Source organism: Azospirillum sp. B21 (assembly GCF_008364825.1).
GTDB lineage: Bacteria > Pseudomonadota > Alphaproteobacteria > Azospirillales > Azospirillaceae > Azospirillum.
Window position 1 is genome coordinate 21,047 of sequence record NZ_VTTO01000017.1, and the last position, 21,144, is coordinate 42,190.

16 protein-coding genes are annotated in these 21,144 nt (G+C 61.1%); all 16 read right to left on the bottom strand.

Translation table 11 applies throughout. The features are described 5' to 3' along the window. Window positions 1-172: 172 nt before the first annotated feature. Window positions 173-580, bottom strand: coding sequence for a DUF3775 domain-containing protein (locus FZ983_RS27185; RefSeq protein WP_188092538.1), 408 nt, complete (start codon window positions 578-580; stop codon window positions 173-175). A gap of 238 nt (window positions 581-818) precedes the next feature. Then, on the bottom strand, window positions 819-3,038 hold the full coding sequence (locus FZ983_RS27190) for a ParB/RepB/Spo0J family partition protein (protein ID WP_149227293.1): 2,220 nt from the start codon (window positions 3,036-3,038) through the stop codon (window positions 819-821). A 366-nt stretch (window positions 3,039-3,404) separates the two neighbouring features. Continuing rightward, a complete protein-coding gene (locus tag FZ983_RS34360) occupies window positions 3,405-3,746 on the bottom strand; it encodes a hypothetical protein (RefSeq protein ID WP_188092539.1) in 342 nt (113 codons plus the stop codon). Between the two features lie 734 nt (window positions 3,747-4,480). Beyond that, window positions 4,481-4,633: a hypothetical protein gene (locus FZ983_RS34365; RefSeq protein ID WP_188092540.1), complete on the bottom strand. Its 153-nt coding sequence runs from the start codon at window positions 4,631-4,633 to the stop codon at window positions 4,481-4,483. Then, window positions 4,630-4,833, bottom strand: a complete 204-nt coding sequence (locus FZ983_RS27200) for a hypothetical protein (protein ID WP_149227297.1) — start codon at window positions 4,831-4,833, stop codon at window positions 4,630-4,632. The genes FZ983_RS34365 and FZ983_RS27200 overlap by 4 nt, the downstream gene beginning before the upstream one ends. 97 nt (window positions 4,834-4,930) lie before the next feature. Next, complete coding sequence (locus tag FZ983_RS34370) at window positions 4,931-5,086, bottom strand: hypothetical protein (RefSeq protein ID WP_188092541.1); 156 nt, start codon at window positions 5,084-5,086, stop codon at window positions 4,931-4,933. 118 nt (window positions 5,087-5,204) lie between these two features. After that, complete coding sequence (gene traN, locus FZ983_RS27205) at window positions 5,205-7,901, bottom strand: conjugal transfer mating pair stabilization protein TraN (RefSeq protein WP_188092542.1); 2,697 nt, start codon at window positions 7,899-7,901, stop codon at window positions 5,205-5,207. A gap of 195 nt (window positions 7,902-8,096) precedes the next feature. After that, entirely contained in the window at window positions 8,097-9,119 is a 1,023-nt protein-coding gene (locus FZ983_RS27210) for a TraU family protein (protein ID WP_149227491.1), read from the bottom strand. Window positions 9,120-9,130: 11 nt separating this feature from the next. Continuing rightward, entirely contained in the window at window positions 9,131-10,126 is a 996-nt protein-coding gene (locus FZ983_RS27215; RefSeq protein WP_188092543.1) for a TrbC family F-type conjugative pilus assembly protein, read from the bottom strand. A gap of 168 nt (window positions 10,127-10,294) precedes the next feature. After that, window positions 10,295-10,717 carry a hypothetical protein gene (locus tag FZ983_RS27220; protein ID WP_149227303.1) on the bottom strand — a complete coding sequence of 141 codons (423 nt, stop codon included), beginning with the start codon at window positions 10,715-10,717 and terminating at the stop codon, window positions 10,295-10,297. Between the two features lie 14 nt (window positions 10,718-10,731). Further along, complete coding sequence (locus tag FZ983_RS27225; RefSeq protein ID WP_149227305.1) at window positions 10,732-11,268, bottom strand: S26 family signal peptidase; 537 nt, start codon at window positions 11,266-11,268, stop codon at window positions 10,732-10,734. Between the two features lies 1 nt (window position 11,269). Then, window positions 11,270-11,746 carry a hypothetical protein gene (locus FZ983_RS27230; protein ID WP_149227307.1) on the bottom strand — a complete coding sequence of 159 codons (477 nt, stop codon included), beginning with the start codon at window positions 11,744-11,746 and terminating at the stop codon, window positions 11,270-11,272. Beyond that, window positions 11,736-14,174 (bottom strand): type IV secretion system protein TraC, encoded by a 2,439-nt coding sequence (traC, locus tag FZ983_RS27235; protein ID WP_149227309.1) that lies wholly within the window; start codon window positions 14,172-14,174, stop codon window positions 11,736-11,738. The genes FZ983_RS27230 and traC overlap by 11 nt, the downstream gene beginning before the upstream one ends. Beyond that, a complete protein-coding gene (locus tag FZ983_RS27240; RefSeq protein WP_149227311.1) occupies window positions 14,171-14,935 on the bottom strand; it encodes a DsbC family protein in 765 nt (254 codons plus the stop codon). The genes traC and FZ983_RS27240 overlap by 4 nt, the downstream gene beginning before the upstream one ends. Window positions 14,936-15,301: 366 nt before the next feature. Beyond that, window positions 15,302-19,132, bottom strand: a complete 3,831-nt coding sequence (locus FZ983_RS27245; RefSeq protein ID WP_149227313.1) for a hypothetical protein — start codon at window positions 19,130-19,132, stop codon at window positions 15,302-15,304. A gap of 86 nt (window positions 19,133-19,218) precedes the next feature. Further along, window positions 19,219-21,120: a hypothetical protein gene (locus FZ983_RS27250; protein ID WP_149227315.1), complete on the bottom strand. Its 1,902-nt coding sequence runs from the start codon at window positions 21,118-21,120 to the stop codon at window positions 19,219-19,221. Window positions 21,121-21,144: the final 24 nt, after the last annotated feature.

Genomic DNA, 21,144 nt, shown 5'->3' on the forward strand with positions numbered 1-21,144 from the left:
GCCGGGGCGGTGCCGACCGGCCGGTGGCCGGGTTGGTGCTGATCGGCGCCGCGCCGCCGGCGGGCTGCAGCTCGACCAGCAGCAGGATCGCCCGCCGGGGCGGTGCCGACCGGCCGGTGGCCGGGTTGGTGCTGATCGGCGCCGCGCCGCCGGCGGGCTGCAGCTCGACCGGTCAGGCGCGAGCCGCCGTCTCCTCGTCGAACTTTGCCAGACCTGCTTTGAGGCGCTGCCCGAAGCTGGAGAAGCCAGCAAGTTCCATGGTGCTCAGCTGGTTTTCTTGACGTTGAACCCGCGCCATTGCATCTGCCCACGTTTGGGACCATCCGATGCCAAGGCAAAGCAGCGCGTGCAATTCAGATTGGGCGGGAGGCTTTAGCATCGCAACAGCTTCAAGAAGGTCGTACCAGCTTGGTACTTTACCGATTTCCTCTACCGTTTTCAGGTCCGTGCCGTCATTCAGGTTCGCTACGCTTCCAGGAAACTTCCCCTGCCATGCTTTTAGTGTGCCTGATGCATGCACTTCTCCCAGAGCAATGAGCTTCTCAACTTTCTCGCGCGTTACAAACTTCATCGTCGCCAACCATTTCATCTGTTACGGGTTGATGCCAAGGTTTTTTCGTGCAGGGCTTCCCGCACGCTCCCGTATCCGCCTGTGCGAATCTGGGAGGTTCAGCAGATGCACAACTGCCAGTGCTATGCAATCCGAAAGGTGATGGCGTTCGTCACGCTTACCTTGTGGAAGAAGCAGCCGCGACAGGCTCGCGCAGAATGTTCCCGAATGGGCGCGCACACCCCACGGCGCGCGCGCCCGTTAGCAACTAGGCTGCGGTTGACCGCTGATCGGGTGTAACATTCTCCACAACGTTATCGCATGTGAAGGACATACCAACGGGCAACCAGCATTTAATGGAAGAGACGACTTCAGGAGGAAGCGGTGTGTTCGAATTGGCCGCAGGTCCGAAGTCAGCCTGCCTAATATCTTCTGGGCTGGCAAACCACTTGTCCAAGAGTGGCATCATTTGAGCCTTCTTTTTCCCCGCCAGGAGGGTCGCACCGCGTCCCAGGACCTGAATATTGGACATGATATAATCCTTAGAAACTCGTCCGAAGAAATCGGCCGCTGTCGGACGCCACCATTGTGCTGGGTCAGCTCCGGTCACGCCCCCGATGTACTCGACCACCTCGTCGTGACCGCTACCATGCTCACGAAGATCCACTGCCACAGTGAGAGCGACAAGATAGGCAAGCAATTCGCCACGGTCCTGTTCGGACAGACGATGGATTGCGAGATAAAGGTCCAAGTCGCTTTGCATCTCCCCTTGCGCCAGTTGGGCTGACAGCCGCTTCCGGATGGCGGCGAGCGCCAGAGCGGCAGCGGTGTTGTTCATCGGCGTGATCGAGTGCGATACCAGTGCCGGGTGGCCGCTGATTGTTGACGCCGAGCGGGCGCAGCAGGAGGGATCCAATTTGGCCCACAGAGTGTAGAGCAGATACGTCAGGGCGTGACTGGGGCAGCCAGCAAGCGCAATTTGGAACGCTTGGGTGCGGTGAGCCGCGAGGTCGCGTGCCAACGCCGCGCTGTAGAACCGCTTCTCACCTGTTTGCCCGTGTCTAGCCGAAGCGGGCACGCCAGTGCTGGCGTCTTGGCCAGCGGTGACCTCCCTGTCGCGGGCGTAACCCGCGCGCACATCTAGGTTCCCGTCGGCACCGATCAGCACCCAGCAGCCACTTCGCGCCTTCAAGGAGGCGCTATGCACAGGCTCGGTGAGAAGATCGATTTCGGAAATTTCTCGCTTCAAGGCTGACATCCTGTCGAGATCAGCTTGCGGGATCTCTTGGCTCTGCACCGGAGCGATGGTGCTCTGGTCATCATCGCTGTCCACAAACTCATCTCCAGCATCAGCGTGGCATTCGGCGGAGCAGTACGGGTGAAACCGACTATCGGCGTCGCTCGACAGAGGGACATCGCAGACGGGGCAGTGGTCTTCCCATTCCGCCCCGCTGTCCGCATCATCAGTAGTTGAATCGCCGGTGTCCCCGTCTAGGAAGGGGAGTGCTGGTCCACCACCAGGACGGCCCGCTGTCAAATCGGGCCTGTACTGGCTCAGGATCGTATTATGCTCGATCACCAAGGCGAGACGGCGCGCCTCCTGTTCGTCGGTCAATTCCGGAACCGTATCGGGCACCACCCGGCGGGTTGCCGCTATGGCAGCGTAGTCGTATTCCAATAGAGGCGTCGCCCAGGCCCATCCTTCTTCCTGCACCAGACGCTCGCATTCGGCTTGTAGCCTCCCTTCGGCTATGCTTATCACCGCTTGCCGGTCGTCGAGGTATCTGCCGTCTTCGGCGAAAAGGTCTGTGGTCAGGGGGTGCCCTGCCTTCGTGTAAGCATCCAGGACGAACATGCCGAGCTTGCTGCTCACTGGCACCCTCTCCGTCGTCAGATGTTGCCGTATATGATGCGGATAGAGGCTGTAGGACCTTGACAGAGCGTCGTACACGCTTTCCTGCATGCCGTGGTCGTCGGTCAGAGTGAAGGCTTCGCAATGCTCGAGGGTGATCTTTCCATTTCGGTATTCTTCCAAGAGGCGCGGCGAGAGACGCCCAAGTTTCAGTCGCTGATTGACGACTCGCTGCGGCAGTCCAAAGCGTTTGGCGATATCTTCCACGCTCTTGCCTTGGGCGACCAAAGCGGCGAACGCCTGAAATGCATCAGCAGGGTGCATTTCGACCCGCTGGACATTTTCTGCAAGGCTGCACTCTTCAGCTTCAGCAGCATCGCGTACAACGCACGGGACCGGAAACTCGCCATCGATATGGCCTTGCGAAGCCAACAAATTTAGAGCTGCAAGACGCCGGCCTCCGCCAATTACGTCATACTTTGCCCGGTCGCCTCGCGCCGGAATAACAACAAGGTTTTGAAGAAGCCCGCGAGCGAGGATATCAGCAGCCAAGCTTCCGATGTCCGTTTCAATTTTTGTAATGCGAACATTGCGGTCAGAGCGGCGCAGGTTCTTCAATGAAATGACGCGGATCATGGTGTCCTCTATTGGTGGGGTTGATGAGGAATGATCGACATCGGCGTTATAGTTCGCCTTCTCCCCACCATTCAAGTAAAAAACAACGCGAAGATCAATATTATGGTGATTCTAGCAAGATCATTCAGCCGCCTGTTGGCAGTCGTGCCCTGATGTTTTCAGTATTATTAATGTCCGTTCCCGATCACTGTTTCCTTGGCCTTTGGTTCATTCTGGTCGGCGTGACGTGCTCTATGAGCGACGAGCGCACCAGCGGCGCGTTACCGGTCCCATCAAGATCATCATGGCCGGGAACTAATCCCGCACTCCGACGGCCCGGCCAATCAAGAGCATGACCGAGGCCGTCGAGTTGTCAGGGCTCTGCCGTCACAGCGTGGCTGTATTGTTCTCTGGAGCGACAAAGAGCCATGAGTCCTGTCCATGCAGGACCACCGGCAAATCGTTTTGAATCGGCGGCAGGTAAATGGCGAACGACGGTGGCAGCTCCTTGGCGAGTTGTCGCAGGTTATCTCGCTTCTTCAGCCACTCTCGAAATAGGCCGCTGGTCTGCGGGAGGACCAGCAACGGGCCGCGTGCAGATTGGGGCAGCCCAAGCACAGCCGGTGGCGAGCTGCTGGTCCGGAGCAGATCAATGTCGGCATTGAGGAGCTTCGTCACGAGCGTACCGCTGCAGGCGGCATCATAGGCGTCGCGCCGCCCCTCGGTCACTGGCGGGCAATCCGGTTTTGCCAAGACCCTAAACCGTGTCTCAGACGCCAAGAGCGGACGGAACACTCCCTCTTTTTCGACGAGGTCAGTTAAGTGCATAGCTCTCAGCACCGCTGTCCGAAATTCCTGGTCGGCCCATGCTTGAGCTTGATCTGCCGATCCTGCCATCTCCGCAGGAATCCAAACTAGAACGCGGGTCGTGAACCGAGCAGGTGGTGGTACAGGAGGGCTGCTGAGCCACGAGAGAAGACCGAGTCCCAAGGCCGCCCCAGGTGTAAAGCCGGGCGGCGGCGTGATATAGCCACCGATTGCCATCCCCGGGCCGCTAATCCCGTTCAAGATCGCCGCTTGCGGTCTATTCTGTTGAGCCGCCTCGACTTTGCTGCGATGGAAGACCTCCGACGGTATATCCTGAAGGCCGCCGATACCACCCGCCTCAGCGACCTGTAAAGCCGCGGATTTTGGCCCAACGCTTTGCGTTGCCATTTCCCCCGATGTGGGCCCCCGTTGTGTCGTTGTGCAGCCCGCCAGCAGGCAAGCGATCAGCACGGCTCCCTTGACCCGTTTCATTCCATAGCTCTCCAACATCGCGAACCTTACCGCTTCGCGGCGCCCTCTGATTGCCGGTTGCCGCTTTGAGGCAGCTTCCAGTTTAGACTGTGGTGACGCCCCCCGCCATGCCCGTGCTGAGCTAGGCCTTCGCCTTCTTGTCACCGTTGGTGCCGCTCAAACGGCTAAAGCTCCAACCTGTGAAGCGCGGAAGATCGGCGTCGTTGCTGATCCAACCGGCCGACCGCGGCGGTGGTGCAGATGGACACACGCACCGGCACCAGGCTGACCGGCGGCACCGCCAGCACGCCGGCGGCGCCGACCGGCTGAAGGATCATCGCCGCTCGGCCGGTCGGCCGCCGCGGTGGTGGAGGTCGAGATGCGCGTCAGCACCAGGCCGGTCAGCATGCCCCCGGCGCCGATCAGCTGCAGGATCGGGGCTGGCCGGCTGGTCGGCTGCCGCGGTGGTGCAGCTGGACACGCGCACCGGCACCAGGCTGGCCAGCACGCCGCCGGCGCCGACCAGCAGCAGGATCACCACCGGCCCGGCCGGTCGGGCGCCGCTGTGGTGCGGCTGGGCACGGCCGCCAGCAGCAGCTCGGCCAGCGCGCCGTCAGCGCCGACCGGCCGAAGGATCACCCCCGGCCCGGCCGGCCGGCCGCCGCGGTGGTGCAACTGGGCACGGGCGCCAGCACCAAGCCGGCCAGCGCGCCGCCGCCGGCGCCGACGGGCAGCAGGATCATCGCCGACCCGGCTGTTCGGCCGCCGCGGTGGTGGCGATCGAGGCGCACGCCGGAACCAGCGCGGCCAACACGTTATCGGTGCTGACCAGCAGCTGGATCGCCGCCGGTACGGCCGGCCGGCCGCGGCAGTGGAGTTCGTGGCGAGCGCCAGTCAGCCTTTACCGGATCAGTGAGGCTGTCGATCAAGCATCTCCTGCTCGGCTTGCGAGCGGATCCCTGTAACGTCGAGCCCCTGGAGGCGTTTGGTAGCGCGGCTGGCAGCGTCCTCGCGGCCCGGCAATGCTAGCGGGTTACCGCTGCCGGTCAGACTGTCGGCATTCAAGGTCGCGTTGGTGGGATACCGACCAGATTCCGCAAGCAATTGGAGCCACTCGTCGAGATTCACCATGCTCCAATCGATCTTTCCGATCTCGTCAACTCGCAGACCTTCGCACGTCGGCTGCTGTGCCGTGCCCCAGGTCTTCCCGAGCTGTGGACGAACCTGCTCTTGAATGATGCGGCTGAGCGGGCTGGTGAAACAGCACCCAGCTTCCCGTCGTTCGATGCAGACGCCGAGCACCTTTGTCTTGCAATACGATCCAATGTAGTGACAGTTCTTGAGCTTTCGTTGCACCATGAATTCGAATTCAGCTTGCTCACAAGCCCAGATGATCTGGATCAACATCATGGTGATCTGATAGATCATGTAGACGGTGCCGATGAAGCTCAATACGCTGGCGGCCTCCGCCATTAACCCTGCGAACTCGATCGTTCCCTCTGCCACCGCCCCGTCCGGCAGGATAGCGGCGCCGGCGCTGACGATCTCTCCGCTGGCGTCGCGCACAACAGCCTGGAACATCTGGTTGGCGGCCTCCTGGCCGAAGATATCAGCTGTCCACTGCGCCGCATTCTGCATCAGGGTTTGCTGGACTGTCGCGAACAGACCATTTGCCGCCACGTCCGAGGCTTCCGCCTGTGTCCCGCCCCAAATGCTGTTCCAAGCTGAAGTGAGGGGTTGCTGGACGTTGTCCCAGGCGGTCGCGAACGGCTCTCTTAACACCTCCCATGAGCCCCGGATGGCGCTGGTACTCTCCATTGACATGATAGCCGTGTCGAGCTGGCCCACAGCGAAGATCATGTTGATGTATTGACCGACGGACACACCAGGCGCGTTATCCTGGCAGCAGTTCTGAATGCCGCCTACCGCGCGCTTGCACTCCAAAGGCTTGCCCTTGAAGACGATGCAGCCGGAGCCATCACTTTGTGTACCGTCGGTGCCGCAGTCGAGGTCTCCCGACATGAACTGGGCTGCATGAAGCGCGGCAGCGGCGCGGCCGAAGTCTGTGCTCTGCTCGCGGGTCTGAGTGACGCATTCCGTGCCTAAGCAGCGGATCGGTCCCGCGCACTGATAAGACGTTTCCTGTCGAACAGTTGGCAACGTTGCGCTGGAGCCGCAGTCGTAGACTTCTTCCCGAACGGTGCAGGCACCTGACGGGAGCGTCGCGTTTTCAACGCATCGCGTCTCGATGCGCGAACAGGCTGGGTTTGTCGTGTAGGGTTGGCAGGTATCGGTGCCGCCCTCGTTCCAGGGATTATGGACGTTTCCTGACGTGTCGGTCCACGGCTCCATCTGGCCGACATTGGGCTCGCATTGTGCGCTGAAGTCGACCTGTTGGCACAATGGCGAAATGCCAGGGAACGGCTGGCCCGGGAACATGCTTTCGCACAAAGGGACCCCATTCACGATCGCGCAACCTTGCGCATCCAGCGCCGGCATTTGCTTGCAGGTATAGGTCGCCGGACATTGCAGCTCCCGAACAGCGTTGACGTTGGTCAGGCACTCGCGCGGCGCCCAGCCATCTTCCTGTACGATCAGGTTCGGATCATATTGAATCCGTAAACGCAGATAGGCCTCACCAGCCACACCGACGGCGTTCTTGATATTGAGCCGCAGCGATTGGCGGCTCTTGAACCAACTTGTGACATCGGTATTCGGCGTGGCCTCCCATTCCGTGGAAAGCTCGCACACGCCGGTCGCAGCAGCGGAGTATCTCACCCGTCCGCCCTCCACCGACAGGCGGTCGCCACCGTACGGGCCCGCCCAGGAGGGGGTGCCGTTGATCGAGAAGAGCATGTAGTCGTCATACTTCACATACTCGACGGTTGCTGAGAGAACAGCATCCGGGGAGATGACATCCACCGTGGTGTCTGTTTCGAAGATGCCGCAGGTCGCTCGCCGATAATTATCGCCGATTTCGCCGACGAAGACCTGCATGCAGCCAGGACCGCAGGATGCGACACCGAGCGGCCCTCCGGTATGCCGGAGAATCCCTCCCACGAGCTGGCGATACAGTGTGCATTGCCCAGAGAACGACGCTGGCCGGTCGCAGGTCCGAATATCAGGCGAATGTGTCGTGATTTGGTCAAGCTGAAACTGGGTGCTTGTCGAACAGTCGGCAAAACTCCGCATGAGGTTTGGATTACTAAGATTGTGGTCGATGCCACCGAAGATCGGGTCTGTTCTGGGAAGCCCATTGCGCAGGTTTGGCTGAGCGCCTGTCAGGGTTCTATAGGCGGCTCCCGGACTGCTGTCTTCGGTGCTCAGGCGATTTTGCGCACCCTGTCCCAGTTGGTTGAGCGCTCCGTCTGAATTCCACGCTCCCTCGAGGGATGACCGGTTTACTTGGTTGTAGTCACCGAACAATTGAGATGGCGTGTACGTCTTTGCGCCTTGGCTGTCGGGAAAAAGCGTGATGTTGCCGGCGTCATCGGTTGTTCCGAGCAGACCAGTAGGGCTCGTTCCAGTTGCGAAGGACTGTCCGCGACGGCCGGCGTTGATCATGTCATCGGCATGCGCGACGCTCTCGAGCTGTGCCAACAGCATGGCACTCACCACAGCTGCTGAAACCACTGCACGCCCAGCACGCTGGAGGACAACCAACATCTTGTTTCTTGTCATCGGTTTTTCGCCCTATCACGCGGCAGTCAGCACACCTCGTCCGCAAGCCGAGGGGCGGCTACACGGTGCAGCCACCCATCGCTTTGCTTGACACTTTTGTCGTTTCGGTCAGAACCTGCTTCACCGGAAGCAACAGTCGTTCCATCGGTAGAGGAGGTAAATCGAGTCCTCCCCTACCGCCGGAATTGTTCTGTGTTCTCCCCATCGAAACGTCGTTTCTCCGAGCACATGAGCGTCATTGGCTTCCGGCAAAGGAAACACCATGCTCATTTTGTACTGTGACTTAGTTATGATCGGATCAATCTTTGCTTTGCACAGGACGTCAGTGCCCATAGTGCGCCAGGACAGCGCGCGACGATGGCCAGCAGCGATCGACCTAGCAGCCAGCAAGCTGCTGTTCTCGGGCATCCCGCCATGTGCGCTGAACGTCCCAACAAACGGGTAAAGCGCGCCCCAAGAACCAGCACACCAGAACAGGCTATCCACCGGCCGTCGGATCGCGGCGGCAGTCGAATCCGCAGCGCACGCAGCGAGCGCCAGCGGGTTTGCCACCGCAGCAGCTTCCCATGTCTGAAAGAAGGAGAGAACGTCATTATCCCAGGTTGGATCGAACTCGGTCATGAACATGATATCGAAGTCGAAATAGCCGTCCGCGACGCAGTTCTGGGGAAAGAACAGATCCATGATGAATAGCAGCGGAAAGGCGTAGGTATGCACATGGTAGAAGCCGCGATCTCCCTTCTGGTTCCCCCCATGTCCGGTCGTGCCCATCTGACGGCGGTCTGCTAGGTTCGAAAGAACGTTTGTACCGAGGGTGGCCAAGCAACCGGGCATCCGCACAGTTTCGATAAGCCGGGCAGGCTCCCACATGCCAAAGGTGATCCCCGGCTGTGGAATTCCGAGCGGATCCTGACAGCTGCAGACCGAAGAGCGGTTTGCCTTTTCCGGAATATCAGCAATCCCCCCAGCAATATTGATCCCTGCCACCCGGATTGGAAACAGGCAGCGCCAGCAGATATCGGTGACGAGCTTCCCACTCAGCAGGTTGGCATCGGGACAGCCGGGTGTGTCAGCCACCGCCGGCGAACCCGCGGCAACAATCCCAGCCAGAAATGCGAGGGCGAGCACAGAGCCTCTAAGCATGGTGATCCCTGTCATTGTCGCGTCGCGAACTCGGTGACCCGCAGCTTGCCGTTCACGGCTTCGACAACCGCGGGCACAAACTCCAACCCAAGGTTCTCGACCATGCCCGGCTGCAGGAGGTACACCCGGCTGTTCAGCTGGTCCTGGATGCGGACCAAATCCTTGAAGCCATCATCCCTCTCGACTGCGGTGGTGATCAGCGTCCACTGCCTGCCGGGGCTCCCGGCCAGCACCTTCCGTACCTGGTCGATTTGCTCGGGACTGCGGCCGTCAAACACCACCAGGCTGAAATGCCAAGGGAGCTTCTCTAGCGGGTTCAACCGCTGGCCCGCGTGGGCGACCACTTTGCCGTCCGGCGTGAGGATATCCTGCTGCAGCACCCTTGACGGGTCGATCTCGCGGACCCGGTTCGCTGGCGCCGCAGCCAGCTCGAAGAAGCGAGCCTGCTTCCAGAATCGCTGGACAGCCCTATCACGCATGGCGGTCATATCCATCGACTGGACCCGCTGCGTGATCACCTCCACCAAATCCGGCTCAGTCACTGCGACCGTCGGCCCCCATACACCGAGATCGCCGCGGCGCCCCTTCGCGACGTCGGCCAGCAGCGTGTCGATCGCGACGGTGCCTCGCGCGTGGGCAAGCACCTGGTCTCCCTCCACTACCACCGCTTCTGGCGCGGTGGTCGCATCAAGACGGCGGAAGGGCTCTGGATCGATGACGACGTTCGGTACGGGATCCATCCCTTCAAGCAGAGTTTTGATCTTCTTGAGAAGACCAGCAAACCCCTGGCTCGAGTCGAATCCGCGGAAAACCGCCACAACATCCTGCCGACCGGCGATGTCCCGCAGGATATCGCGCAAGGCCGCATCGCCCAGTGCGAAGCTGACCAGCAACTCCACACGCCGATCCATCGACGTTGAGGACAGCGGTTTGCCGTTCGGCTGCAGGCCCACTGCCTGATTACCGATCTTGTCAGCCTGATCGGACAGGTCCTGGATGCGGCTCAAGGGTACGGTTGGCAGGGCCCTAATCCAATCCGGCACCCCTCCCCGCGCAGCTTCGTCCTGGATACGGCGCGCACGGCTCAGCAGTTCCTCAAGCGCGGGATCAGCTAATGCAGTGCCTGCGGTTACAGTCAGCGCGGCAGCAAAGGCCGTTGTCCACCACCGCATGATTCAGGCCGTAAGCGACAGGGCGGCTATCGCCACGATGCTGCCGATGTAGAGCAGCGCCGGCTGGCTGATCAGCAGCTTGCTCGTCTGATCGGTGGTCTTGAACCGACTGGCGTCGAGGCTGAAGTCCGTATTCTCGGCCCGGCGCACCTCGTCGTAGAGTGCGACGTATGATGCTCGGATTGAATTGTAGTGGCCATCCACGAGCCAGAGTACGAAGACCAGAAAGGCGCCGATGAGCGCCAGCAGACTCAGGCGCACCGTGCCACTTGGCGGGGCGAACAGGTAGGCGGCATAGACGAAGAGCACCACCACGATTGCCGCGGCCTTTGCCATGAGTGCAGGCGCTTCGTGCGAGCGAATGACACTCTGCACGAAGCCTAAATGGGCGATCTTCTCGCTGCCATTACCAGTGATTGCCGACATGAAATGTTCCTTGTTCACAGGATGGGATAAGCCCGGCCGACGATCTGACCAGCGTCGATCAGGCCAAAGTACCGGCCGTCGAAGCTTTCCTCCGTACGGCCGAGCATGAGGATGCGGCCGGCTGGAATGGTGCCAGTCCGGAAAAAGGCTTCAGGATCGCGCTTGAGGCGAGCGGCCAGAGGCAGCCCGTCGACGACGTGGACCCCGTTTACGTCCACTCCTTCCGCCGATACCGAGTACCGGTCCCCGGGCAAACCATCGAGTACCTTGCCCATCAGCGTGCCGTCGGCGAAGGCCGGCTCCAGCCCCTTCGCGAGGTAGGCGAACACGGCTCCGCGCTCGAGGGTGCGATCGTACCGGTCGACCAGCAACACACGCACATTCAGACAGCTGCTGATCTGCGGATTGATGCCGATCATGAAGCGATCCTGCACGTAGATGAACGGCAGGGTCACCATGGCAGCAGCCATGACAGCTTTCGGAACGAACCGCTTCCATGGCTCGCGACGACTGCCAGGCGGCTTTAGCCAGAACCTCCAGGCCCTGGACATGCTACTGCCCACCACTGGCCGGGAGACCGTCCAGCTCGTGATTGCGTAAGTACATATCCTCCGGCGCCGCGACAACGCTTTCGCCACTCAGCACGAGCGCGCCAGCGCTTCTCAGCTTAACCAGACTGTCTTTGGCCAGCGCGAGACGCCGATCGATCTCCTCCTTGGACAGCCCTTGGCGCAAGCCTTGCGCATACCGCACGGGGTCGTAGATCACGATCAACTGCTGCTCGGGGATGCTGGAACGCTGACCCTGAAACTGGGGAAAGTATCTCGGGGCAGCCCAGCAAACGGCGAGCGACACCAGTCCGGAGATGATCACCGCAGGCAGAATATTCCCGTTGCCATCCTGCGACGCCTGACCACTCGGGTTGCGCGGCAATTCGGCAGCGACCAGAGGACGTAGCTCCGGCATACCGGGTGTAGGCTTCGCGGTCGGATCGCCATCGACATTGTAGGGATCGGGTTCAGGACGCACGTTTGAATTTCCTTTGCTCAAGCACGTGATCAATCGCTTGGCGGACTGACATGCCCTCAGCCTGTGCGGCTTGGATGTCAGCAACGTCCTGGTGATGGCTGGAGTAGACCAGCCCGCGGACGGGGTCGACGATGAGGCGGCCAATCCCCATGCCGGCGTCGGTGAAGGCGAACACTTCAGAGTATGCGCCAGGGATCGTGTGTACGGATTCCAGAAGCTTGTAGCCGGCGTCACTCAGGCGCAGCCGCTGTTCCTTCTTCAGCCCGCGGATCGATTCCTCCTTTTGGCCGAGGATGTAGACGTTGGCACTGTTGTCGACGATCGCGCGGCCTGCCTCCGACCGGTACATGTCCTCCACGCCCTGGGTGATTGTCGCCATAGCCCCGCCGTACTTGCGGACGCGGCGATAGCCGATGTTCACAAACCCCGCCACCGCGGAGGTACCACCCGAGTGACCACTGGGGTCGCCGGCGAGCAGGTCCCAACTCTCGTCAATGAGGTTTAGCTTCGGGATCGACCGGTCGGCCAAAAACATTTCCTGCTGCATGAAGTACATCAGCATCAGAAGAACGCATTGCTGCAGGTGCTTATGCGAACTCAGCTCCTGAAGCTCTAGCACGCTGAAACGGTTCCGCAGGTCGACGGTGTTTGGCCCGTTGAAATACCGGCCATACTCGCCCCGTCGAGTAAAGGCGAACAGCTGTTCGCCGATGTCCCGCACGCGAATGTCCTGATCGTTTTCCAGATGATGGGCGATGTCGTCGATTGAAAGCTCCCGACCCATGTCGACCCAGAGCTGGGCCATCGCTTCGCGCAGGTTGGCTGCCTGGTAATCGTCCAGTGGCCGCGTTGGCGCCGCCATCGCAGCAACGAGGCTGACGAGCATGTCCGCCTCCTCCTCCCAATCCTGCACGAGGGGGAAGGGATTCAAACAAATGTTGCTGTCTCGGCCAAAGTGGAGGAATTCACCGCCGAGCAGATCGCAGAGCTTCCGGTAGCTGTATCCGACGTCGATGACCCGAACGAGTCCACCCATCGACAGGTACGATACGATGAGTTCGTTCGCGAGAAAGCTTTTGCCCTTGCCTGACGCCGCCGCAATGAAGAGATTGAAGTTCGAGCCAGAGTCATAGAGGCTCATGTTCATCAGTTGGCCGCGCCGACTGACAAGGTGGAAGGCAGGCGTGCCGCTCCCTCCCCAGTCGCCGAAGATCGGCAGCAACACCGCTGCGTGCCGCGTCGTCATCGTTTTGTACCGCATGGTGTCGCTAATCGCCTGAACCTCTGCTCCGAAGGGCAGGCAGGTCAGGAACAGCGGTAGGTTCACGAAAGCTTCCGGCATCAGGTAGAAGCCGATCTCACCCCAATAGGAGGTGGCGTTCGAGACGACGGCCAACGAGTCTTCCTGGGATTTCGCAAATAGCGCGAGCCCGAGGTAGAGTCTGACCGGACGCTCGCCGTTTTCGAAACCCTCGAAGATGATGTCGAAGTCCTGCTTGCGCACAGCCAACTGGGGCCGAAGCCGGAGCAAGGCTCCGTAGGCTTGGTGGACCGAGTATGCGCGCTTCGTTTCGAGGGAGCTCTTGGTCTGCTGTTGGTCTGGGAAGTGAAGCGTTCCGGTAAGCAGGAACGGCTGCCGCAATCCACGGGCCCCTGACTCCAGATCCCCGAGATACCGGCTGGCATGGCCGAAATAGGCGGCTTGCGGCATCCGCTTGATCCCAAGCATCCGGACCCGGGTCTTGCCCAGCCAGAGACCTTCATCCTCAACCCGAATATCCGTGGTTGGGTCGAGTACCTGGTCGCGCAGCATGCGATCCGGCTCGACGTCCACCACAGGATCGCGGCGCCAAGTGGCCTCTTCATCCTGATTGAGGATGGTGGTCATGAGCGACCGGTAGCTGATGTCGGTCATCGCCTTCGGGGCCATGTGAACGTTGTCCAGGCCCTGCGAAAGCGTGATTCGAAGTTCGCGAGCGCGCTTCCACTCGGTGTCGTCCGGCACCATGCCGGCTAGCGGAATCTTCACGGTCACGAATAGAACGAAGTCCCGAACCCATAGGTCCGTGCGGGGTTCGATTGCCTGTGTGGTTCCCTGCCTCAAGAATTCGCTTCGCGCCTCGATCAGCTCCCAGAGGAGCGAGTTCGCGTCGAGATTTCGCCGGAGGTATCGGGATCGGGCCAGCGTCGAACTGATGTCCTGCGAGGCGAATAGGCCAAATTGAACGATCGTGTCCACCGGCCAGTTCGTATTAAGCGTGACGATTAGCCTGTTCATCACACCGTCATCACCGCCGGCGAGAGGGCGACAGATGAAACCGAATCCAAGGCCGTCGTCGCACAGGAAGAGATGGTCGTCGGGATCGTAAGCCATTACGCGCAGGAGCTGGGCCGCGCGCTCCTGCGCATACCGTTCGGTCAAGCTCATGACCGCCCCTCCAGCCACGCAGCATAGTCTGAGTTGAGGCCGCGCAACACTCGCCCATCCGGCGCGATGGAGAATGGCGCTGCGGTGACCGTAAGCAATTCGGTTGCGATGAACCGCCTCTGGATAGCGCCGCGGTCACAGCGCGGATCCTCGTCAAGCGCCGGCTGCATGTCGCCTCGCAGCAGCGCATCTACGGCCCCCTTGGTGTCCTTGGCGCAGGACAGTACGCGGGTAAGTTCCAAGGCTTCGGAGCCGCCGTGCAGCGGCACCACCAACAGGTCGAACGTGAACCGCTCTTCCAACGCTCGAAGCTGTCGAAGCAGGTCCTGGCTCGTATCGTCGGTCGGGTCAACCCATACGGTAACCCGCTTACTTCCCCGCCCGAAGGTCAGTGGGCCGAGGTCTGAGACCTTCAGCCTCAGTCGCTCTAGGTCGAGGTGGTTGAGAGCATCCCGGATGTCGTTCACAGATTTCAGGCGCCGCCCAGTCCAGGTGTCGATCACCTCACCCTTCATCACGAAGCGGCCGTTGGTGGACATCAGCATCAGACCGTCAGTCGCGTCAGCTTCCACGGCAGACCAACGCTCTGTGAGACGCTCGATCGCCTTGATGCCACCCTTGTATGGGAGCTGGCGACCCGATTGCTGTTTGTCCTGCACGGTCGGGAATGGACTTAACGGCCCCCTTCCCTGCTCCTGTGCCAACGCGACACTGACGGTCGCGCCCAGCAACCCGACACACACGGCAACAATACGGCGCATCCCGTTCCTCCACGACTGAATGTGGCTGACCTTAGCCGGGCCGTGTTTTTCGCGCCGTTGAGCGCGACGAACATTTTTTTCGGGTTACGACGGGGTGTGGATAGACCAATTCGGCGGTTGTCGGGTTCCGCAAGGGGTTTGCGCTGCGCATGCTCGCCATGCGCAAAAATTTACAAGCACATCGGCGCCGCGGCGCCGATGTGCGGAACCAGGCGTGAACTGGCGCCGGCGACTGGTCGGCCGGGCCGAGCTGGGCGACGCGCAGCGCGCCGGCCGCGCGGGCTGGTGCTGATCGGCGCCGCGGCGCCCATGTAGTGCCATTTCGGGTGGCTGGTCCGTACGACGAACCAGCCACCCGAAGACCGCTCAAGTACCGGAAGCAGCGTCCCACACTGCCGGCTCACTTCCCTCACCGCTGTCGTCGATTCCGACCAGCTCGACATGCAGTGGCTCTTTCGCTTGGCGTCGCATCGACACGCGGTTGCCCTGCGACGACAGGGACTGCCCATTGACCGACCAACGATATGAGCTGAGGCGACCATCGTTATCCTTGCAGTCCGCCGTCAAATCGACCGTTCCAGAAGCTTCTCGTGCAACAATCGTGCAGGTCGGTTTCTGATTCGCCGCCACCGTGAAGGTCGTTTCGGCCGTCAAGGTCTGTCCGAAGTTAGTCGTGACCTGCAAACCCACTTTGTGTTCACCCGCGTTCATTGTTGCGTAGCCGATCCATCCGCGTGTTTCGACATTTTGGCCGTCGACGGTGTACTGCAGCGCCTTAACTCTGTCTTGTGGGTGGCCGCCTGTAATCGTCGGCGTGAGGACGGTATTCAGGGGCGCTCGGTTCCACTGGTTGCTCCCCTTCACAGTGAGGCTGAGCGCGAAGGGAGGCGGCTCTGCAAGAGTGATTGCCTTCTGAAAATCGGTCGAATGCCCTCTGCTGTCGGTCACACGGATAGAGAATGTGGATTCGCCCACCTTGCTCAACCTGACCAATGCGCGATCAACCGCTTCCGAAGCGCGTGACGACCGACCCATTTCCACCACGGTCGCTTCCGCCGGCATCGTCCATTCGTACTTAAGGCCCTCCAGTTTCTCGATCTGCTCGCGAACTCCCTGAGGCTTTGCCCACAAGGAGACTTCAGCTGGCGCGTACTGGCTCCCGAGAACCGCGTCCAATACGAAGGTAGGCCAGGCATACTCCCAGACCTTGACCGGGAAGGAGGCTGAAGTCTTCGTGTCGTCGAATCCGTCAATTTGAGCCTGGTACGTGAAAACCGCAGTTCCTTGGGCAAGATAGGCGTCAGTCGCGGTCCACTCGATCGTCGGGGTGTCGCTCGTCGAGCCATCGGGTAGAACCCAATGACCAACGATCGGTGCCGTCACTTCCCGATACGGAAGGCCGACCTCAGCTGTCAGCTTGGCCTTCTTGCCAACCTCAAGCGCCGATGGCCCGCTGATCGCGATGCGCGGAGCAGCCATCCCGAGGAAATTCAGCTGCATTGCGCGCTGTGCCCATGCATAGACCGATTCCGGCGGGGAATCCTTTGTTCGTGCTTTGACTTTCACATCGATGCGCTCGTTCGTCGTGCCCGTGACCGTGATACTGGGGTTCGTCAGGGTCTGCCATGTTTCGCCATTGTCCCGCGACCAGACCATCTCGACTTTCGCTAGATCCACCGCCTTTCCATTTTGCCGCACATCGACCGCTAGGACGGCCGGAACCCCAGCCAGAAGGCGCGAGGGACCATTCAGAGCTACGGTCAGCACGTCGACCGCAATCAGTGTGACCGGCTCGGTGGTGTACTCCGCACCGTCGTTGACGTTGACAGTCACGGCTTTCAACTGGTAGCGGCCTGCGGTCAGGGATGCCCCGAAGTGAAGACCTGATCCCGCGGGAAGGGAAACGGGTTGCCACGTCTGGCCGTTGTCGGAAGACATCGACCACCGAACCGTTCCAATCGAGGTTCGTGCCCGGCTATTGAGCGGAAGGACATCCGCCGCAGCTGCGAAGGGCACAGCGCCTTCGGTGCGGCGAACGGAGATTGTCGCCTCGATCGGCCCCGCGCGCAGGACGGTGATGACCGATGGCCGTGTCGCTCCCTCAACGCGCTGAACTCCATCAACATCGCTGACGAGCATGGCCTCGGCATTGAAGCGAAGATAGTCGGTATCGCCAAAATCTCTGGCGTTTAGCGTGATCGTGGCGAGCCCCTCGGGCACATCGATCCATTCGGACACCGGTACCGATGTGCTGCCGGTGGCATTCAAGAGTCGGACCTTCCAAAGGCCCATCGTACCTGTGCTGAACGACGTCGAGCTGCTGGAGATATCCTTGATGGCGACGCCGACGCTGAAGACCGCGTTGCTCAATACCTTGGCCGGAGCGTCGATCACGGGCTTGATGGTTGCGCCAGGTACCAGCAGGACAGGCAGTTCCACCGTGGCGTTGACTTCGGGGAGATTGGTGTATGCAACGCGAACACGGTACGTGCTGCGCGTGCCGGCATCACCAGCTTGGGCTTGGACTTCCTTCGAGGTGTTCAGCGTCCGCCTGTTGCCAACATCGCTGGCGGACGCTCCGAACCCGCGTACAGAATCGGTGCTGACGAGGGTATCATCGGCTTCAACGGTAATCGTCATATCGGCCGAAGGAGCCGTGATCGCCACGTTCCCGACGAGACCACCCTTGGAATTGGCTGTGTAATAGTCCCCCGCCCTCGTGGCGGTGGACGTCACGCGCAAGGTGGGAGTCGGCGGAGCGATCGCTTGGACGTTGACACCTCCGACGACCTGAGGAATGCGCTGACCGCCCGGCTTCACGATGTCGACTGCGTATTGGATCATGTTGGAGCCGACGCCTTTGACAGTGCCCGTCAACGAGGCTTGTGCGGTGCCCAAGGGTTGCTGCATTCCCTCCGGCAGAGAAGTCCACCGCAGGAGGCATGACAGCCGGCCGGCTGCCGCGGCGGAGGCGGCGGAAGACTCGTTCGTGGTCAGGTCACAGGTTGGTCCCTTGCTTTGCACGAGCTTTAGATCGACGGTTTCGATCCCCTGATATACCGCGTTTGGCAGTTGCGTTGACGGCGCGAAGCCGAGAGCATCCGAGGCATCCTCCACGGTGATGCTGCGGGTTCCTTCAACCAGCGAGACCCGCGAGCCGTCCCCGTCGTAGATGCTCACACGATACCCGATCTGCCGCTCCCCTGTGTCCCAGAACCGCCCGCGCAAAAGCGACCCCTCGGTTGAACCGGTTATGCTCATGCCTTCAGGAATCTGGGTCCATTCGAACAGGCACATTGGCGCGCTGAAGATCGCTCCCATTCGCGCCTGCTGGACATTGGTCGTGAGCGTGCAGCGGCGGCGATCGACCAACGCAGTGATCTGGGCCTCATCGATCGCTTGGCGCACGGTCCACGTCGGCGCGCTCAGGGACACGCCGACGGACCAACTGCGCACCGTCACCTCGACGACCGGCGCGTCGGGTGCGGACGTGACGAGCAGGAGGCTGGCCACACCCTCCGTTCCTGTGTCGACCACAGACACGGGCAGCATGAGACGGCCGGCGCTGCTTGAGAAATTGAACTGTCCAACCGAGACCGGCCAGCTCCCAGGCTCGATACGGGTGCCGTTTACCATCAGCGGTATGCTGCCCGCTTTCAACGCTGCCCGGACTTCATACGATCCGGTTAACGTCGCGCCTGACGCGTTGCGAAACGGGGCGGTCGACACAGCCGGGCGCCCATTGATGTCGCGAAGGGCTTGGGCGACCGCCGGCACCGCGATCTCGCCATTAACGGCGGTCTCGACCGTGATCCGGACGGGATTGTAGGTGAAACTCAGCTCCTTGTTGACCGTCGCCCCGTTCGAATCTCTTGTCGATACCTTGAGCTGATAATTGCCAACCCAGGATGATGGCAACAGTGACGGGCCAGAAATCTTGTAGCCTTCCGATCGGTTACCGATTGTCAGCGTCACCGGCTGACCATTCACCGCCGCGCCCACGGAGGGTGCGGGGCCGGTCACGTCGAAGCTGCTGGCGTTCCCTCCAACCACCTCCACCCGTGGCGCGGTGCCACCGTATTGCGGGTCCTGGAGCGACGCCCCTTGAACCGCGCCGGTTACCGCCGTCCAGCCAGCCAACGCCAGGGCCAGAGTTCGCCAGGCTCGGCGGCCGGTCGCAAGTCCAGTCTTCAACATGTCGACCCTCCACAATCCGATAAAAGTGCAGCGAGGCGCCCAAGGCTCACGCCAGAGCGCCTCGCACCGGTCGGCTTGGCCGCCGCTCAATAGCCCCAATCAATGTCGATACGGGAATTCGTGCATCCGCCGGCATTGCAAGCAGAGACATCATAGGTTTGGGTACATCCACGACGCGAGCCATCATCACAATACGTGATGTCGAAGCTAGCCCCCACGGACCACCCGGACGACTGCCCGGCAAGCCCGCAAGAACCGCTAAAGTACTGGCTGCCGCTGAAGCCCTGACTTACGTTGACGGCAATATGCCGGCACTGACCGCCCCACCTATCGTAATTCCAAGAAATACTAGGCGGCGGTGTGCAGGACTGGGTGTTGCAGCTTTCCTGAGTGGTCCAAGTCGATCCGCAGCCGTTCGACCAGTATACCGTCTTCGACCCGCCGCCGCAGCTTGCCGAGCATGCGCTCTCCCCGGTGCGCTGATTGTTAGGCACGCAGAAGCCGCTCGCGGTGCCAGCGAGCGGAACGTCAATCTGCCCACCTGGAGAAGCCGCGACCCGCAGGTTGCCGCTGTAATTGCCGTTTGCGCTCGCAACCAGGCGCACACCTACTGAACAGTTCTGACCGCCTGCGAGTGCGTTGGAGCATGTGTTCGTGCATCCGGTCGTGCTGAAGTTCGTTGCGCCCGATGAAATGGAAGTCGCCAGCGTTCCAGTCGCGATATCGCCGTCGTTTCGGAACCCGAAATCGCGGCAGCCGCCCGGCGACACGCCGTTGGCTATGTCGATGCCACTGCTGCTTCCTGAGGCCAGGATCAGCTTAGCCGGATTGAAACCTGTTGCCGTACCAGTGATCGGCATATCGGTAGACACGCCGCTTTGGGTCACCCTCAATGTTGAACTGAGTGACCCGTTTGCAGTCGCCTTACCCCTGACGGTCACCACGCAAGTCTGTGCGATATCGAGTTGGGTGCCGCTGCAAGTGTTCTGGCCGTAAAGATCATAGTTCGTAGTCGACAGTAAGGCGGTGCTGATCGCGCCGGAAATCAAATCACCCGAATTTTGGACTGTCAGCGCCCGAGGAGCGCCATATGCTGGAGAACCGGGTCCCTGGACATCGACGCCATTGCCATTGGTATCGACGAAGATCAGGCTCGCAGGCTTCCACCCGGACGCACTCCCAGACAGCGTAATAGCCGGTTTGTTGTTGGCCGCCGCTGTGATGGTTGCCGAGAAGCTCGCGACTGGCTGGCTGGCCAGCGCTCTGACGTTCACGTCACAGCTTGCCAGGGGCGCCAGTGCCTTGCCGGTGCAGGCGTCCGACGTCACCTCGAAGCTGGCAGTGTTATTCCCTCCCAGAACGATGCCGACCGGATCAGATGGCTTTTCGCGACTGGCGTTCGTCACGCGCAAAATGATGGGCGCCGAGTAGGCAGGACGGCCGGGCCCGGCTACACTCATCAGCGACGGGTTGCCGCTGGCGGCGGCGATCGTCAGCTTTGCCGGATCGAAATCGTGTGCATTGCCGCTTAGCGGCACCTCCTTTTGAAATTCGCCTACCGAGAGCCTCAGGCTGCCGCCCAGCGGGCCGAACGTATTCGCCTTGGGCGTCACCTCAATGATGCAATTGCTGTTCTGCCCTGATGCGCTGCCGAGGGCTGTTCCGGTGCAGGTGTCACGCGTGATCGCGAAATTGCTAGCGCCGCTGCTGATCGACGCAGCGATCGGCGCTGAGAGGCTGACCGGAGCCGCCCTCTGATCGATTGGAACCTGCCCTTGGGTGCCGCCCTGGAGATCGATACTGGTGCTCGCGGTGGCGCCATCGGGCGTGGTCACCAGCACCTGCAGATCATTGAGGCTCTGGATATTGACTTGGCTGCCGGCCGGCTGGCCGCCCACCGTGATACTGATCGAGGGGTCGGCCGCGGCCACCGCTGCCAATGACAGCGTGGCAAGCAGAGTGGTCGGGCCGAGACGCCGCAGTTTCATGGACTCCTCCAGGAGCAGCACGCA